This window comes from Bacteroides togonis, assembly GCF_900130135.1.
GTDB classification, from domain to species: Bacteria; Bacteroidota; Bacteroidia; order Bacteroidales; family Bacteroidaceae; genus Bacteroides; species Bacteroides pullorum.
In genome coordinates this window covers 2,732,638-2,748,845 of record NZ_LT670820.1, presented here as the reverse complement: position 1 = coordinate 2,748,845, position 16,208 = coordinate 2,732,638, and the positions used below count along the sequence as shown (strand labels likewise).

The 16,208-nt window shown below is 57.7% G+C and carries 12 protein-coding genes; 3 read left to right on the top strand and 9 right to left on the bottom strand.

From position 1 onward, the window contains the following. Nucleotides 1-93 precede the first annotated feature (93 nt). On the bottom strand, nt 94-3,522 hold the full coding sequence (locus tag BQ8005_RS11685) for a protein O-mannosyl-transferase family (protein ID WP_075318172.1): 3,429 nt from the start codon (nt 3,520-3,522) through the stop codon (nt 94-96). Nucleotides 3,523-3,776: 254 nt separating this feature from the next. Here BQ8005_RS11685 and BQ8005_RS17415 point away from each other — a divergent pair, with 254 nt between their 5' ends. From BQ8005_RS17415 to BQ8005_RS11675, 3 genes are all read left to right on the top strand, one after another. Further along, a complete protein-coding gene (locus tag BQ8005_RS17415; protein WP_159436250.1) occupies nt 3,777-3,944 on the top strand; it encodes a hypothetical protein in 168 nt (55 codons plus the stop codon). A gap of 42 nt (nt 3,945-3,986) precedes the next feature. After that, entirely contained in the window at nt 3,987-5,810 is a 1,824-nt protein-coding gene (locus BQ8005_RS11680) for a GLUG motif-containing protein (protein WP_075318171.1), read from the top strand. A 414-nt stretch (nt 5,811-6,224) separates the two neighbouring features. Then, nucleotides 6,225-7,031 carry a DUF6261 family protein gene (locus tag BQ8005_RS11675; RefSeq protein ID WP_159436249.1) on the top strand — a complete coding sequence of 269 codons (807 nt, stop codon included), beginning with the start codon at nt 6,225-6,227 and terminating at the stop codon, nt 7,029-7,031. Nucleotides 7,032-7,152: 121 nt separating this feature from the next. Here BQ8005_RS11675 and BQ8005_RS11670 read toward each other — a convergent pair whose 3' ends face one another. The 8 genes from BQ8005_RS11670 to BQ8005_RS11635 form a co-directional block, all read right to left on the bottom strand. Then, nucleotides 7,153-7,914, bottom strand: a complete 762-nt coding sequence (locus BQ8005_RS11670) for a metal ABC transporter ATP-binding protein (RefSeq protein ID WP_075318169.1) — start codon at nt 7,912-7,914, stop codon at nt 7,153-7,155. A gap of 19 nt (nt 7,915-7,933) precedes the next feature. Next, on the bottom strand, nt 7,934-8,836 hold the full coding sequence (locus BQ8005_RS11665) for a metal ABC transporter solute-binding protein, Zn/Mn family (protein ID WP_075318168.1): 903 nt from the start codon (nt 8,834-8,836) through the stop codon (nt 7,934-7,936). Nucleotides 8,837-8,888: 52 nt separating this feature from the next. Further along, nucleotides 8,889-9,584: a tRNA (5-methylaminomethyl-2-thiouridine)(34)-methyltransferase MnmC2 gene (gene mnmD, locus BQ8005_RS11660; protein WP_075318167.1), complete on the bottom strand. Its 696-nt coding sequence runs from the start codon at nt 9,582-9,584 to the stop codon at nt 8,889-8,891. Between the two features lie 24 nt (nt 9,585-9,608). Continuing rightward, a complete protein-coding gene (locus BQ8005_RS11655; RefSeq protein ID WP_021847004.1) occupies nt 9,609-10,088 on the bottom strand; it encodes a YqaA family protein in 480 nt (159 codons plus the stop codon). Beyond that, nucleotides 10,073-11,074, bottom strand: coding sequence for a hypothetical protein (locus BQ8005_RS11650; RefSeq protein ID WP_075318166.1), 1,002 nt, complete (start codon nt 11,072-11,074; stop codon nt 10,073-10,075). The genes BQ8005_RS11655 and BQ8005_RS11650 overlap by 16 nt, the downstream gene beginning before the upstream one ends. Before the next feature lie 14 nt (nt 11,075-11,088). Further along, nucleotides 11,089-12,363 carry a phosphoribosylamine--glycine ligase gene (gene purD, locus BQ8005_RS11645; RefSeq protein ID WP_075318165.1) on the bottom strand — a complete coding sequence of 425 codons (1,275 nt, stop codon included), beginning with the start codon at nt 12,361-12,363 and terminating at the stop codon, nt 11,089-11,091. Nucleotides 12,364-12,506: 143 nt separating this feature from the next. Beyond that, the gene (locus BQ8005_RS11640) at nt 12,507-14,780 is read right to left on the bottom strand and encodes a S9 family peptidase (RefSeq protein WP_075318164.1); all 2,274 of its coding nucleotides are present in this window, start codon (nt 14,778-14,780) and stop codon (nt 12,507-12,509) included. Then, entirely contained in the window at nt 14,764-16,203 is a 1,440-nt protein-coding gene (locus tag BQ8005_RS11635) for a THUMP domain-containing class I SAM-dependent RNA methyltransferase (RefSeq protein WP_075318163.1), read from the bottom strand. The genes BQ8005_RS11640 and BQ8005_RS11635 overlap by 17 nt, the downstream gene beginning before the upstream one ends. Nucleotides 16,204-16,208: the final 5 nt, after the last annotated feature.

The window sequence follows — 16,208 nt, the reverse complement described above, 5'->3', positions numbered from 1 at the left end:
GTAGTGTGATTAGTGGTTAACGGTTAGTGGTGGAGCAGTGAGTGATGAGTGTCCTCCGGATGGAGTGCTCACCACTCACTGCTTACCGCTAATTTACCTTTTCATTCTGTTTACATACATCTCATACAGTTCTTCCAACTTGGCGCGATAGGTTTCGGCCAACGGCGATTTGTATTGCTCCATTTTCTTGACTTCTTCGCTGAGGAGTGCCCAGTGGTACTCGAATTCGCGGCTGGAAATCATGAAGCGGCCTTCGTCGAGGCTCATGTACCAGGTCATGTATTCGACGGCCTTGTCGGCAAGGGCTTGGGCGATGTGGTCGCCTTTCTCCATTTCGCCCAGCTTGTACCAGGCTTCGGCCATTTGTAGGGAGCCGTTCTGCCAGTCGTAAAGCACGTTGCAGGCCGGAATCATCTTCTCGGCATACTCCAGTGCGGCGCGTGCCTTGTCATTCTTGCCTTCAGCCAGGAGTTGTCCGATAAGTTGTGCGAAGATGCGGCGGTGCGAGTAGCACATGCGCATGGCATTCTCGTCGATATAGATACCGGGCTTGTCGATGCCGCCGAACTTGAACTTGTTCATCAGGTTGTCGTACATCTTTTCGCTGTCTATCTTCACGCCGGTCTTGTTCGTGTCGAAGGGTGTGAAGCGGTAGGCGAGACCTTCCTGGATGAAGTAGTTGTCCAAGCCGAGCTGGTTCTCCTGTCCTACGCTGACGGCGATGTAGATGGGACGCTCCCAGTTGGCTTCGGCCAGCATTTCGAGCATCATCAGCTCGCTCTTGTAGAGGGCGCGCTTGGGATGGTAGTTGCCCTGCGAATCCTTGGTGCGGAGCTTGATAGGCATGTAGTCGGGGATGGAGTCGCCCGGCAGCAGCATGCCGCTGCGGCGTACGGCTTCCTTGTCCACCTTGATGACCACGCTGTCCGTGGGGATTACTTGCAGTTCCTTGTTCTTGTTGCGTACCCAGTACTTCAGGATGTTCTTCAGCTCGTAGGGGTTCTCACCGAACTCCTTCTGTACGTTGATCTTGGCTTCGGGGTTGCCTGCAAGGGCTTCCTTCTCGGCCTGCGCGTAGAGGGCGTCGATGCTCTTCTTGTATTCAGGCTGGACGGTGATGTATTCGTTGGTTCCCTCGACGTAGTCCATGCGGTCCCAGGTGATGGGGAGCGACGGCGAGTCGTAGGCCGGACGCTTCATCTGGTCGATGTACCAGTCGGTGTTGAGGTACGACAGGTTGCAGGTGCGGGCGTCGGTGCGGAAGCCTTCGGTCTCCTGGTTGTACCACAGGGGGAAAGTATCGTTGTCGCCGTTGGTGTAGATGATGGGGTTGCCGCTCTCCTGGAGAGACATCAGGTAGTTCTGCCCGAAGTCGCGTGCCATGTAGCGGTCGCTGCGGTCGTGGTCGTCCCAGGTCTGGCTGGCCATCTGGATGGGGATAAGGAGGCAGACGACGGAGACGATGAGGGCAACGGCCAGCGAAGGTTTCAGTTCGGGAGCTTCCTCACTTTCGCCCGATGTTTCGGCTTGGGCGGCGATTTTGCCCCGCATCCACTTGCTCAGCAGCTGGATGAGGCCGGCGACACCCATGCCGATCCAGATGGCAAAGGCGTAGAACGAACCGGCGTAAGCGTAGTCGCGTTCACGCGGCTGGCTGGGCGTCTGGTTCAGGTAGAGCACGATGGCGATACCCGTCATGAAGAACAGGAAGAACACGATCCAGAACTGCTGGATTCCCTTCTGTCCGCGGTAGGCTTGCCACAGCAGGCCGATGATACCGAGCAGCAACGGCAGACCGTAGAACACGTTGTGTCCCTTGTTCTCCTTCAGGTCGGTGGGGAGCAGAGTCTGGTCGCCTATGAGCAGATTATCGATGAAGTCGATGCCCGTGATCCAGTTGCCGTGCTCTATCTCGCCGAAGCCCTGGATGTCGTTCTGTCGGCCCACAAAGTTCCACATGAAGTAGCGCCAGTACATCCAGTTCAGCTGGTAGGAGAAGAAGAACTTGATGTTCTCCCACTGCGTAGGCATCTTCACCATGATCATTTCGCCGCACTGGTCGTAGGGCACTTCGTAGCCCTTGACGTCCTGCCAGGCTTCATACTGCTGGGTGTGTGTGCTGCTGTACATGCGGGGGAAGAGCATGTTCTGTGCATATTCGTAGTCGACGCGTCCGGGTATCTCGATGTATGAGTCTTTCTCGTCGGGCGTGGCCTTCTCTTTGCGGATGAACTTGGTGCCGTTGTACGAGATGCGCGGCTGGCAATAGCCGTCCTTCACGTCGAGGGCTACCTTCGAAGTGTAGGCGGGTCCGTAGAACAGCGGGCGTGTGCCATACTGCTCGCGGCCCAGGTATTCGCCCAGCGTGAAGATGTCTTCGGGCGAGTTCTGGTCCATCGGCGTGTTGGCCGTGGAGCGGATGACGATGAGGGCGTACGACGAGTAGCCGATGACCATCATCATGGTGCACAGCAAGGCGGTGTTCAGCGTGCGGGCGCTGACGCGGTATTTTTCTTTCAGGCGGTCCTGCGTCTTCGGGTTAAGGTAGAGCCACAGCAGGGCGATGACGATGATGCCGATGACTACGGCACCTGCTCCGTGTCCGTAGAACGGGATTCCCAGCATGGCGATGGTCAGGACGAACGAAATGGCCATACGCATCTTGTCTTTCTCTGTATAGCTCTCGTACACGCCCCAGATGAGGCAGGCGGCCAGCAGGATGATGTAGACGATGACGCCCGTGTTGAACGGCATGCCCAGCGTGTTGACAAACAGCAGTTCGAACCATCCGCCCACCTTCACGATGCCCGGCACGATGCCGTAGAGCACCACGGCTACCAGCACGGCAGAGCCGATGAGTGCCAGCAGCGAGCCTTTCGCATTGGCGTTGGGCACTTTCTTATAATAGTACACCAGCACGATGGCGGGCAGACAGAGCAAGTTCAGCAGGTGGACGCCGATGCTGAGGCCCGTCAAGTAGGCTATCAGGATGAGCCAGCGGTCGGAGTGTGGCTGGTCGGCTACGTCTTCCCACTTCAGGATGAGCCAGAATACGATGGCGGTGAACAGCGACGAGAACGCATATACCTCGCCCTCGACGGCCGAAAACCAGAACGTGTCGCTGAACGTGTAGGCCAGCGCGCCCACTACGCCGCTACCCATGATGGTGGCCATCTGTCCGCGGGTAATGTGGTTTTCGTCCTTCACTACCAGCTTGCGCACCAGGTGCGTGATGCTCCAGAAGAGGAACAGGATGCAGGCGCCGCTCATCAGCGCGCTCATATAGTTCACCATCCGTGCCACTTCCGAGGGGCCGGAGGCGAAGAGCGAGAAGAAGTTGGCCACGAGCATGAAAAACGGTGCTCCGGGCGGGTGTCCCACTTCCAGTTTATAACCGGTGGTGATGAATTCCGGGCAGTCCCAGAAACTGGCGGTCGGCTCGATGGTCAGGCAGTAGACCGTGGCCGCGATGAAGAAAGTAATCCAACCTGTCAGGTTGTTGACGAACTTGTACTGTTTCATTCAGTTGTGTAGATGATATAACGTTATAATCTGCGAGTTTTTATAAAAACGTGGCAAAGATAAGTATTTCGTATTTAAATACGCATCCCTGCGGGCGAATATTAGGATAGGTTAAAGATTGGCTGTCTGCACAAGTGGATGTCCTTTGTTTCGTTGTGCGTATTTTTTTTGTGCTGTGTAGCGAAGTTTTTTTACTTTTATATTTCTTTTCCTTTAATAATTAAATATCTTTGCACGCAAAACATTTTAAGCGTATGAAAGAACAAATCAACAAGAACTACGCGAACCTGAAAGAAGGAAAGGAAGCCTACGAGGCGCCGCAGTGCGAAATCATCGAGCTGGACGCGGAATTCAACCTGCTGGTGACGAACAGCAAGCCGAATCCCGGTTGGGGACGCTCCACCGATAGCTACGGTTGGTAACCGAATCCACACAACATCTACAAACAAATCCAATTATTTCGTATGAAAACGACTGTAAACATTTTCAGGACGCTGCTCCTGGCCGTGCTGACGCTGACCTTTGGCGCGTGCGGCGAAGACAGCCTGCTCTCCGAACTGGGGCTCGACGGGCAGACCTCGACCAAGACCGACGGGGCTGGGGAAGTATGGGACGGCGAAGTTGATACGAGTTGGTATCAGGCTGATGCCACCGAATTTCAAATAGCTACCGCAGAACAATTGGCCGGACTGGCAAAACTAGTGAACGCCGGTTATACTTTTGAAGGAAAGACCATCAAGCTCACCGCCGACATCCTGCTGAACAACACCGAGGGCTGGGAAAACTGGGGAAGCAACGCTCCGGCAAACAGCTGGACGCCGATAGGCAACAGCTGGGAGAACCAATTCACCGGCACCTTGGATGGCGACGGCTACAGCGTAAGCGGCATTTATATCAACAGCGAAGCAGACATCCAAGGCTTGGTGGGTTACCTCGGAAGTGGTGGAGCCCTGCAAAACTTGGGCGTAAAGGCAAGCTATATCAAAGGTGTCAACTCTGTCGGCGGCCTGTGCGGAAGGAACGACGGCACCGTGACCAACTGCTACAACGCCGGCAGCGTAACAGGTACAGGGAGCAATGTCGGCGGCCTGTGCGGACAGAACTACGCCACCGTGACCAACTGCTACAACACCGGCAGCGTGGCAGGCAACAGGTATGTCGGCGGCCTGTGCGGATGGAACTACGTCACCGTGACCAACTGCTACAACAGCGGCAGCGTGGAAGGTAATTACAGTGTCGGCGGCGTGTGCGGAAATAGCTGGGGCAACGTGACCAACTGCTACTACCTGGATACCTGCGGCGCAGCAGGAGAAGGAACTTCCAAAACCGCCAAGCAGTTCCAGAGCGGCGAAGTGGCCTGGCTGCTGCAAGGCGAAAAAGCAGAGCAGGTTTGGGGACAGACCATCGGCACGGACGGCTACCCCGTACCGACGTCTGATGCAAGCAAGAAAGTCTATGCGTACACGATGTATCAAGGACAATCGACAGAAACCGGCTATGCGAACAACAACGGAAACGTAGATCTGGATCTGGCGAGCCATCCTAACACCATCGCTGTGTTCGAAGCCTCGGGCACATTCGCAGGCAAGAACATCGTCGTAAAAGACGGCGACAGCTACACCTGCGCCGAGCTTGTCCTCACCGACGGTGCGGACTTCTACACGCCCGTGAAGTTTACAGCCACGAAGGCCACCTACACCCGCAGCCCGAAAGTCTGGGCCACGAACGACGGCAGCGGCAGCGGCTGGGAAACCCTCTGCCTGCCCTTCAGCGGCACGCTCTATGCGGACGATGTTGCCAAGCAGCCCGTCCTCACCGATTTAGCAGGAGACTACTGGCTGCGCAGCCTGACTGACTTCAAGACTCCCAACACACTGATTTTCGCCAGTGGCAGTACTGCCACGGCAGCCGACCATCAGATTGAGGCCGGCGTGCCCTACATCATCGCCCTGCCGGGCGAGACGTTCGGCGGCGAGAGCCTGGAGGGACAGACCATCAGCGTGCGTGGCACGGGCGTGACAGTACTTACTACAGCAGCACGAATTCAGCCCGAAGGAAGCGGGCTCGCTTTCACCGGCACCTTCGCTACAAAGGCCTGCGACGCTGCGAGCTACCGGCTGAACAGCGAGAACGGCTCCGACGGAGCAGGCAACCTCTTCGTGCTCGACACGGAGCTGACTGACCTCGCCCCCTTCCGCTGCCGCATCGACGTGACGGGCCTTAACATCGGCGGCGCCTCCACGCGCTCGGCTTCCGGCCTGCCGAAGGAGCTGCGCATCGGGCAGTAAAGCAAAAAAAGCCTGCCGACAGCTTTCGGCAAGTCGCCGTAGCCCTACGGAAGTCCGCGGAAAGCTGTCGGCAAGGTTCCGAAGCCCTTCGGAGGTCCGCGGAAAGCTGTCGGCAAGGTTCCGAAGCCCTTCGGAGGTCCGCGGAAAGCTGTCGGCAGGGTTCCGAAGCCCTACGGAAGTCTGCGGAAAGCTGTCGGCAAGGTTCCGAAGCCCTACGGAAGTCCGCGGAAAGCTGTCGGCAAGGTTCCGAAGCCCTACGGAAGCCTGCGGAAAGCTGTCGGCAGGGTTCCGAAGCCCTTCGGAGGTCCGCGGAAAGCTGTCGGCAAGGTTCCGAAGCCCTTCGGCGAGCCGCGGAAAGCTGTCGGCAAACTGAAACCAATCAAATACACTATTAATCCTTAAAATTTTAACGTTATGGCAACACAAATCAAATCATTTGGCATGAGCCGCATGACCATCGGCTCTTGCAGCGAGTTCCACAACAACGCACTCGACCTTATCACCAAAACCACGCCTGCCGAACTCCACATCGAGGCGCTGGAGCCCGCCTACAGCCAGGCCGTCGGCCAGCTCGCCGGCATCGTCAACCGCCAGCGCGCCTACATCTCCACCGCCCAGCTGGCCGATACGGACAAGGTGCGCGACAACGCTGTGGGCACCATCAGCAGTGTCGTCATCGCCTACCAGACCACGCCCGTCGAAGACAAGCGCCAGGCCGCCATGCTGCTCGATCCGCAGCTCGCCGCCTACAAGGGCATCCGCAAGCATGAGTACAGCAAGGAGACGGCGGAGATCAAGGGCATGCTCGGCGTGCTGCAGGCCGAGGAAAACCAGGCTGCCGTCACCCTGCTGGGCCTCGACGCCGAGGTAACGGCCCTGGCCGAGGCGAACGCCGCCTTCGAAGCCGCCTTCCTGGGCAAGGCGCAGGAGAAGAGCGCGCGCATGGATGTGGAAGACCTCGACTCGGAGCAGGTGGTGGACCAGGCGAACGCGCTCTACGACCAGATTGTGCAGACGGTGAATGCCTATGCCATCGTGCAGCCCACGGACGAGCTGCTGGCCTTCATCAACGATCTGAACGGCATCGTGGGCATCTATGCCGACATCGTGGACGGCACGACTTCGGGCGGTTCGACCCCGGACGGCAGCGACCCCGAACCCACGCCCGAACCGGAACCCGGCGGAGGGGATGACGACGGCGAAGGCGGAAGCCCTTTATAAATGGAGAATTGATAATTGATAATTGAAAATTCATTCTCCATTTTCCATTCTCCATTCTCAATTAAAAAAAGGGGCCGAAGCCCCTTTTTTTTGCGTCCCTACATTCCTAAAATCTGAAATCTCATTCGTGGCGGTGCTCCTTCAGGATGCGGTGGGGCAGGTTGCCGTGGCCCAGCAGCTCGATGGGACAGTTGAAGTTCTGTTCCAGCCACTCGCCCGTGATGCCCGTGTCGGGGTGGTAGTGCAGTGTCTCGTTGACGCAGGCGATGGACTTCACCTGCTGGAGCACGGTGCCGATGTCGTGGCTGACGAGGATGATGGCGCAGTCGCGGTTGATTTCGGCCAGCAGTTCGTAGAGGCGGGCTTCGAAGCGGCGGTCCAGATAGGTGGCGGGCTCGTCGAGGATGACCACTTCGGGGTCGGAGACGATGGCGCGTCCCAGCAGGGCACGTTGCAGCTGTCCGCCGCTCAGGGCGCCGATAGCTTTCTGCTCCATGCCTTCCAGTCCCATGCGGGCGATGACGCTGGCGGCTCGCTGGCGTTCCTCGGCGCTGTAGCGTGCGCTGAGGCCCTTGCGGCTGCTCAGGCCGGAGAGAATGACCTCCTGGACGGTGATGGGGAACTTGCGGTCGATGCTGGCATACTGGGGCAGGTAACCGATGGCAAGGGGAGCCTGTTTGTCCTTTTGCGGATGGAAGGCAATAGTGCCGCTTTGGGGTTTCAGCAGGCCGAGGATGCAACGGATGAGTGTCGTCTTTCCGCCTCCGTTGGGGCCGATGATGCCCAGGAAGTCGCGGTCGTAGACGGTGAGGTCGACGTCGCGCAAGACGGTGCGTCCGTCGTATCCGGCGTTGAGGTGCTGTATTTCGATGAGCGGCTGCATGATTATCAATTATCCATTATCAATTATCCATTATCAATTCACGAACCGTTTTCAGCATCTCTGCTTCCCAGTCGTAGGCCAAGGGGTTGATGTCCACCACGCGGGTGCCTGTCTGCCGGGCGATGAGCTCGGCGTTGCGGCGGTCGAACTCGGGCTGCACGAAGATGACGTGGATATTCTCTTCGCGGCAGGCATTGATGAGCTCTTTCAGGTGGGCGGGCGAGGGTTCTTTGCCTCCGTCCTCGATGGAGAGCTGCAGCAGGCCGTAGTCGCGGGCCAGGTAGCTGAGGGCGGGATGGTAGATCATGAAGGCATGGTCGGCTCCGGGCTGGGCGAGCATCTGGCGGCAGATGCTGTCGGTGCGGTCGATGACGGTGCAGAGGCTGTCGTAGCGTGCCAGGTAGTCGTCGCGGTGCTTGGTGTCGAGGGTGCAGAGGGCCTTGAACACGTTGGTCGCGATGATGCGGGCATTGGCGGGCGAGTTCCAGATGTGTGGCTCGGGGCCGTGGTGGGCATGGCCGTCTTCGGCGGCGTGCGGTTCCTCTTCGGGCAGTCCGTCGGGGAAGATGAGATCGATGCCGTGCGAGGTATCGAAGATTTGCAGGTGCGGGGCGTTGTCCGTCAGACGGTCCATCCACGTCTGTTCGAAGCCGATGAAGCCGATGCGCAGGTAGGCCGTACTCTGCGAGAGCGACATCAGCTGGGCGGGCGTGGGGTCGTAAGTCTCGGGGCTGCTCCCTTTGGGCACCATGCTGACCACGTCGAAGCGGTCGCCGGCGATGGCTTCGGTGAAGTAACGCAAGGGTTCGATGGTGACGGTGATGACCGGCTTGTCGTCCGGGGTATCCGCCTTCTTTTCTCCTCCCGGTTTGCAGGCGGCGAGCAGGAGGACGAGCATCCATATCGTATGTATTCTCTTCATTTTTCTGTTAAAATCTTTTGGAAAACGCACAAAGATACGAAGAATGTGTTAATTAACGGTAAAGTTCAGGCATATTTTCTGGAACATCGTTCGGCTTCGTGGCGCGCAGTATCTCCCGCTTTCCTCCCGGAGGGCCGGGGAGGCGCTCCATGCGGAAGCCGATGTCCTGCATCAGGCGGCGCACGGCGCCCTTGGCGCAATAGGTGGTCAGGATGCCGCCGGGCGTGAGGCAGCGGTAGAGGTTGCGGAAGACGGCGGGTGTCCAGAGGGCGGGTTGTTTTTCGGGGGCAAAGGCGTCGAAATAGACCACATCGCAGCGCAGGGGCGGGCGTTCGTCGTCGGCCTGCCACGAGGTCAGGTCGCGGCGCAGCTTCAGCAGGCGGAAGGTGGGTGTCAGGCTTACTTCCTCTTCCCACGGCGCTTCGTGCAGGAGGCGCAGGCGCGGGTCGTCGCTGTAGTGCAGGGCCTCGACCTCGGTCCAGGCCAGCGGATAGAGTTCGATACCGGTGTAGCGGACGGGCCGTCCGGAGCGTTCGGCCTCCTGCAGGGTGAGCAGGGCGTTCAGGCCGGTGCCGAAGCCTGCTTCGAGGATGTGCGGACAGGGGGCGGCGGAGGCCTTCAGCCCCATGTCGATGAAGATGTGCTGCGACTCGGTGCGGGCGCCTTTTACGGAGTGGTAATGCTCGTTCAGTTCGGGCACGTAGAGCGTGGCGCTGCCGTCTTCGGTCTGTTCAATGATTCTTTGCATAGTTCTTTTTCCCTATATGAATAGTCAGATGCCTACTGCCGAAATGGCCCCTTGGAGTGCCCACAGCATGGCAATGTAGCGAAGCAGTTTTCCGGCAAACATGGAGAGGGTGGTCAGCACGAAGTTGCTGCGCATGAAGCCCAAGGCGATGGCAATGGCCTCGCCCACGAACGGAAGGAAAGCGAAGAAGGCCATCAGTGCGCCTTTTCCCTGGAGGAAGCGCATCATGCGCTCCACTTTTTCCTGCTTCACCTTGAAATACTTCTCAATCCATTCCGTCTTGCCCAATCGGCCCATGTAGTAGCACGTCAGCCCGCCTACCGTATTGCCCACGGCGGCTGAGAGCACGCAGAGCGTCGGGCTCAGGCCCAGCTTGACCAGGGCGACGAGCACCAGTTCGGAGCTGAAGGGCAGGATGCTGCCTGCCAGCAGTGCCGACAGGAAAAGGCCTGCGTATCCCCAGTCGATGAGGAGCTGTACGAGCGAGTCTATAAAAGCATCCATACGTGATAAACAAACATAACTGAAATTCCAATCAGGGAAATAACAAAAAATGCGTTGGAAAGTTTATTGCTAGTGAGTGCAAACAGATGGCCTGCCAGCATACTGACGATAATCAGCAGCAAGGGGCAGAACGCTGTCAGCAGATAGGGCTGCAGTCCGATGCCGACAAAGAGGCAGGCACCGAAGAGAATCAGAAAATATAGATAGGCCCGTGTGCGGATTTTGTCTTCGTATCCGTTGAAGAAGTAGTGGAAGGCACTGGCGGCGAAGAGCAGGAAGAGAAATCCGAATGGAAACACCATCCAGGATTCGAGACCGTAACCGACGGGACGGAACAGACGTGTTTCGTCGAACAGTTGGTGGAAGAATGTGTGGGTACTGCCCGTCAGCACGGTGCAGCTCAGCAGTATCCACCACGGCAGGATGAAGCCGATGATCGAGGCAAGCAGGCTTTTCAGATTGAGCGACTGGAAACTGGCTGCACCGATCCAGAGCAGAGGGACAAGCAGCAGGCTTTGGGGGACGAACAGACTGGCGATACCCGCAAATGCAAAGGTATTGAACAGGGCCCCCGAAGACCTTTCCTGGCGGTAACTGCCAAACAGCTGGTAGAAGGCCGTGAGGAAACTGAGGGCGACCAGTAATCCGGGCAATTCGTCGTAGAGTTGCGGGAATGCGGTGGCCAAAAGCAGGAAGAGAAAACTCTGAATGGAAGTTCGGATACGGATGATGGCGAAAATGTTGTTCAGGTTGATCAGGAAGAACGTTGTCAGGACGTACAGGGCAAAACCGAGCAACGGCGGGAAGATGCCTTGGGGAAGCCAGTTGCTTGCTTCCTTGAGCCAAAGCGGCCAGTTGGGGCCTTCCGTACCTGTGCCGGGCAACAGCGTAACAATTACCGTCCAGCAGATTGCGGAAATCAACAAAGCGGCAGGCAGGATGAACCTGCCTGTGGCCACTTTATTCTGAAAACGTTGACGCCTCATGCTTTAACGAGGGGTTACAGGTCGAAGCCGATGTCGCGGCGGAAGTACTTCTTCTCAAAGCTGATCAGGTCGGCCACGCGGTAGCTCTTCTGCAGGGCTTCTTCCTTGGTGTTGCCGTACGAGCAGACGGCAATAACGCGTCCGCCGTTGGTTACCACCTGTCCGTCCTTCAGCGCTGTACCGGCGTGGAAGAGGATACTGTCCGTAGCGGTTGCCTGCTCCAGGCCGGTCATCACCTTGCCCTTCTCGTAGGCTTCGGGGTATCCGCCGCTGACGAGCATCACGCAGGCGGCCGTACGTGGGTCGAGAACCAGTTCCTTGGTGTCGAGGTTGCCGTCACGCACGCCTTCGAGCAGGTCTACCAGGTCGCTCTGGATGCGCAGCATCACGCTTTCCGTCTCGGGGTCGCCCATGCGGACGTTGTATTCGATGACCATCGGCTCGCCCTTCACGTTGATGAGGCCCAGAAAGATGAAGCCTTTGTAGAGGATGCCTTCCTCGATGAGGCCGTTCACGGTGGGCTCGATGATGCGGGTGCGTACTTTCTCCATGAAGACGTCGTCGGCAAAGGGAACGGGCGTTACGCTGCCCATGCCGCCGGTGTTCAGGCCCTTGTCGCCCTCGCCGATGCGCTTGTAGTCCTTGGCTACGGGGAGTACCTTGTAGTTCTTGCCGTCGGTCAGCACGAAGACGGAGCACTCGATGCCGCTGAGGAACTCCTCAATGACCACTGTGGCGCTGGCGTCGCCGAACATGCCGCCCAGCATCTCCTTCAGTTCGCGCTTGGCTTCGTCCAGCGTGGGCAGGATGAGCACGCCCTTGCCGGCGCAGAGGCCGTCGGCCTTCAGCACGTAGGGAGCTTCGAGGGTTTCGAGGAAGGCGAGGCCTTCTTCCAGATTGGAGGCGGTGATGCTCTTGTAGCGGGCGGTGGGGATGCCGTGGCGCTGCATGAAGCCTTTGGCAAACTCCTTGCTGCCTTCTAGTGTGGCTCCGGCCTTCGTAGGGCCTATCACGGCGATGTGGCGTGTAGCTTCGTCTGCGGCAAAGTAGTCGTAGATGCCTTTCACCAGCGGGTCTTCGGGACCTACTACGATCATTTCCACGCCGTTCTTTAGGACGAAGTCCTTGATGGCGGGGAAGTCCGTGGCCTTGATGTCCACGTTCTCGCCGGCGGCGTGTGTGCCTGCGTTGCCCGGGGCGATGTAGAGCTTCTCCACTTTGGGGCTTTGGGCTATTTTCCATGCCAGGGCATGTTCGCGGCCGCCCGAGCCTAAGAGTAATATTTTCATGATGGATGTTAGTTATATTATTGTTGTTTTATCTACTGCTGGATAAAGTGCTTATCTGTTCCTGGATAAAGTGCTTATCTGTTTCCGGATAAGATGCTTATCTGTTCCTAGATAAAATGTTTATCTGCTTCCGGATAAGGTGTTTATCTGCCTGGGTATTTCAGATAGTCTTCGAAGTATCTTGTTATCTTCTCGTGCAGATGCACGCGGTCGCGGCCCAGCACGTTGTGCTTGTGGCCGGGGTAGATGAAGAGGTCGGGATACGTACGTGCGTCCACACAGGCTTTCATGAACGACAGGGTGTGCTGGGGCACGCAAGTGTCGTCGTGGTCGTCGTGGATAATCATCAGATGGCCTTTGAGGTTGGGCGCCAGATTCTTCAGGTTGCACTGCTTGTAGCCTTCGGAGTTGGTCTGCGGTGTATCCATGTAGCGCTCGCCGTACATCACCTCATAGTAGCCCCAGTCGATGACGGGTCCGCCTGCCACGCCTACCTTGAAGATTTCGGGGTAGCGCAGCATCAGGGCCGTGGTCATGTGGCCGCCGAAGCTCCATCCGTATACGCCGATGCGGCTGCCGTCCACGTAGGGCAGCGACTGGAGGAACTCGACGCCTTTCACCTGGTCCTTGCCCTCCTCGATGCCGAGGTGGCGGAAGGTGCAGTTCTCAAACTCCAGGCCGCGGTTCGAACTGCCGCGGTTGTCCACGGTGAAGAGGATGTAGCCTTTGTTGGCCATGTAGAGGTCCCAGCCGCGGGCGGCGTAGTTCCAGTTGTTGACAATCAGCTGGGCATGCGGGCCGCCGTAGACATAGACGATGGCGGGATATTTCTTGGTCGGGTCGAAGTCGGCCGGCTTGATGAGGCGGTAGTAGAGGTCAGTCTTGCCGTCGGCCGCCTTGAGGGTACCTACTTCCACGCTGGGCATCTTGAAACCCTCGAAAGGATTGGCGGCGGTGAGCAGGCGTACGGTTTCCTTGCCGTTGGCGGTGGAGGCGATGTTGATGGCGCGCGGCACGTCGGGAGCCGACCAGTTGTCCAGCAGGTACGTGCCCGAGGCGGAGAGTTGCGCGTTGTGTACGCCCAGTCCGTTGTCTATCGGAGCCAGCTTGCCGTTGGTGATGCTCACCTTATACAGATTGCTCTGCAGGGGCGACTCCTTGGTAGCGGCGATGATGACTTCCTTCTTCTTGGCGTTGAAGCCGAGGATGCTCTGCACGAGCCAGGGTCCGGAGGTGAGTTGTACACCTGCGACTCTCGTGGGAGTCTTTCCCTTTCCAGCCTTCTTGATAGTGTTCCACAATTTCTCTGCCTCTTCCTTCGTGAGTTCCTGGGGTTGGATGGCGTGGAGCCGTTCCAGGTCGTACAGGTAGAGGTGGTTATAGCCGTCACGCTGGCTCTGGTAGATGAACTTGTTGCTATCCCAGGGCAGGAAGACGATGGGTTGCTGCGGCTCCACGTACTTGGGGTGTCTTTCCTCGATGAGCACCTGCATCAGCTTGCCCGTCGCGACGTCGTACTGGCAGAGCTTGCTGTGGTTCTGGTCGCGGTTCAGCTCGATGAGGAAGAGGGTCTTCTCGTCGGGTGCCCATGCGATGTTGGTGAAGTAGCGGTCGGTGGGATCTCCCGTGTTCAGGTAGACGGTCTTGCCGTTGGCAGGGTTATAGATGCCCACCTGTACCTTGTGGCTCGTCATGCCGGCCATGGGGTAGCGGATGTTGTTCACCTCACCCACGCGGGCGGTGATGTCCACCAGCGGATATTGGGTTACCATCGACTCGTCCATGCGGTAGAAGGCCAACAGCGTGCCTTTCGGGCTCCAGAAGGTACCTTTCGAGATGCCGAACTCGTTGCGGTGAACGCTCTGTCCGCAGACGATGCCTTCGGGTTCGTCGGTCACCTGCTTGTTGTCCACGTAGAGGTTGTTCTTCAGGGTGTAGGCCACGTGTCCGCCTGCCACGGTATAGTCCGTGTTGGCGGCTTTCTTGTCAAAGGTCAGGACGGTGGTCGTTTTTCCGGCCTTCCAGTCATAAGTGATGTATCGGCCGGGCAGGGTGATGAGAAGTTTCGTCTGGTCTTCCCACGGTAGCTGTACGTTGTAGAGGTGCGACAACTTGCCCAGCTTTTCAGCTTCGAGTGCTTGGTTGATGCTTTCGCGGGTCGTAAGCAATGTCTCCTTACCGTTCTTGGGGTTGACGGCCACGAGGGAGTCGATGCCCGGCTTGATGCACTGGTCGCCCCACCATTGCAGGCCGTAGAGGCTCTCGGCATAACGGTAGGTCGCTCCGCCGGGGATGAGGTCCTCCAGTGTGGGGTATTTCAGTTCGTTTGTTGCAGTTTCTTGTGCCATAAGGTGAGTACCGGTCAGGGTGGTTGCTGCCATCAGCAGGGCCACCACGTTCTTACTGATTCTTTTCATCTTTTTTACTGAGATTGTCTTTAGGGTTGTTGCGTAGTTCTCTTCTTTTCCTTTCAGGGTACGACTCGCCCGAACGCGGTTTGCGTTCGCTCTTGAAATCTTTCTTGAACTCCTTCTTTTCACGCGGAGCGAAGTCTTTCCGTTCGCCACGGGGTCTGAACTCTTTCTTTTCGCCGTCGCCAAAGCTGCGCCGTTCGCGGGGCTTGAAGTTCTTGTGGGGGGCGGTAGGGCGGCGTTCGCGCTGTTCCTTGTCCAGCTCCTCACCCTCGGCGCGGAAGTCCTTGTACTTGCCGTCGAAGATTTCGTACTTGCGGAACTGGCATTCCAGGGCGCCGTTGAAGAGCGGAATGCGTGCGCTGGCCTTCAGGCCTATCTGGTCAAAGCATTCGTCGCGGTAGGAGAGTATCCAGGCAGTGTTGCCCGTAAAGGCGTGTTTCAGGCGTTCGCCTATCATCTCGTAGAGGCCCAGCAGGTCGTCCGTCGAGATGCGTTCGCCGTAGGGCGGGTTGGTGATGATGATGGATTTCTCCTGCGGCTGCTCGAATTGCTGGAAGGGTTGCAGCTTCAGGACGATGTCTTTCGTGACACCCGCCGCTTTGATGTTGTGGGTGGCTATTTCGTTGGCTTTCGGGTTGTTGTCGTAGCCGTATATCTTGTGGGCGAACTCACGCTCCTGGCTGTCATCGTTGTAGATGGCATCGAAGAGGTCGCGGTCGAAGTCGGGCCACTTCTCGAAGGCAAATTCCTGACGGAAGACGCCGGGTGCGATGTTGCGGGCGATGAGGGCTGCTTCGATGGGGATGGTACCCGAACCGCACATGGGGTCAATGAGGTCGCATTCTCCCCTCCATCCTGTCATCAGAATCATGCCAGCGGCCAGCACTTCGTTCAGCGGAGCCTCGACGGCTTCTTGGCGATAGCCGCGGCGGTGGAGTGACTCGCCACTCGAATCGAGCGACAGAGTACAGGTATTTTCGGCAATGTGGATGTTCAGTAACACGTCGGGCTTGTTGATGCGCACGTTGGGTCGCTTGCCCGTCTTCTCGCGGAAGTAGTCGACGATGGCGTCCTTCACGCGGTAAGATACGAACTTGCTGTGGCGGAATTCCTCGCTGAACACGACGGCATCTACGGCAAACGACTTGTCCGTCGTCAGATAGTCTTCCCAACGGATGGCCTTCACCTCGTTGTACACCTCGTCGGCGTCGTGGGCGGTGAAGTGCTTCAGCGGCTTCAGGATGCGGATGGCGGTACGCAGGCAGAAGTTGGCTTTGTAAAGCATAGTTTTGTCACCCGTAAAAGATACCATTCTTCGGCCTATCTCTATGTTATCGGCACCCAGTTCCGTCAGTTCCTGTGCCAGTATTTCTTCCAGACCTTGGAAGGTCTTGGCTATCATCTCAAAAGAAGATTGTTCGCTCATTTCTA

Coding starts and splice junctions, on each gene's coding strand:
- BQ8005_RS11685 (WP_075318172.1), bottom strand. CDS start 3,522: ATGAAACAGTACAAGTTCGTCAACAACCTGACAGGTTGGATTACTTTC.
- BQ8005_RS17415 (WP_159436250.1), top strand. CDS start 3,777: ATGAAAGAACAAATCAACAAGAACTACGCGAACCTGAAAGAAGGAAAG.
- BQ8005_RS11680 (WP_075318171.1), top strand. CDS start 3,987: ATGAAAACGACTGTAAACATTTTCAGGACGCTGCTCCTGGCCGTGCTG.
- BQ8005_RS11675 (WP_159436249.1), top strand. CDS start 6,225: ATGGCAACACAAATCAAATCATTTGGCATGAGCCGCATGACCATCGGC.
- BQ8005_RS11670 (WP_075318169.1), bottom strand. CDS start 7,914: ATGCAGCCGCTCATCGAAATACAGCACCTCAACGCCGGATACGACGGA.
- BQ8005_RS11665 (WP_075318168.1), bottom strand. CDS start 8,836: ATGAAGAGAATACATACGATATGGATGCTCGTCCTCCTGCTCGCCGCC.
- mnmD (WP_075318167.1), bottom strand. CDS start 9,584: ATGCAAAGAATCATTGAACAGACCGAAGACGGCAGCGCCACGCTCTAC.
- BQ8005_RS11655 (WP_021847004.1), bottom strand. CDS start 10,088: ATGGATGCTTTTATAGACTCGCTCGTACAGCTCCTCATCGACTGGGGA.
- BQ8005_RS11650 (WP_075318166.1), bottom strand. CDS start 11,074: ATGAGGCGTCAACGTTTTCAGAATAAAGTGGCCACAGGCAGGTTCATC.
- purD (WP_075318165.1), bottom strand. CDS start 12,363: ATGAAAATATTACTCTTAGGCTCGGGCGGCCGCGAACATGCCCTGGCA.
- BQ8005_RS11640 (WP_075318164.1), bottom strand. CDS start 14,780: ATGAAAAGAATCAGTAAGAACGTGGTGGCCCTGCTGATGGCAGCAACC.
- BQ8005_RS11635 (WP_075318163.1), bottom strand. CDS start 16,203: ATGAGCGAACAATCTTCTTTTGAGATGATAGCCAAGACCTTCCAAGGT.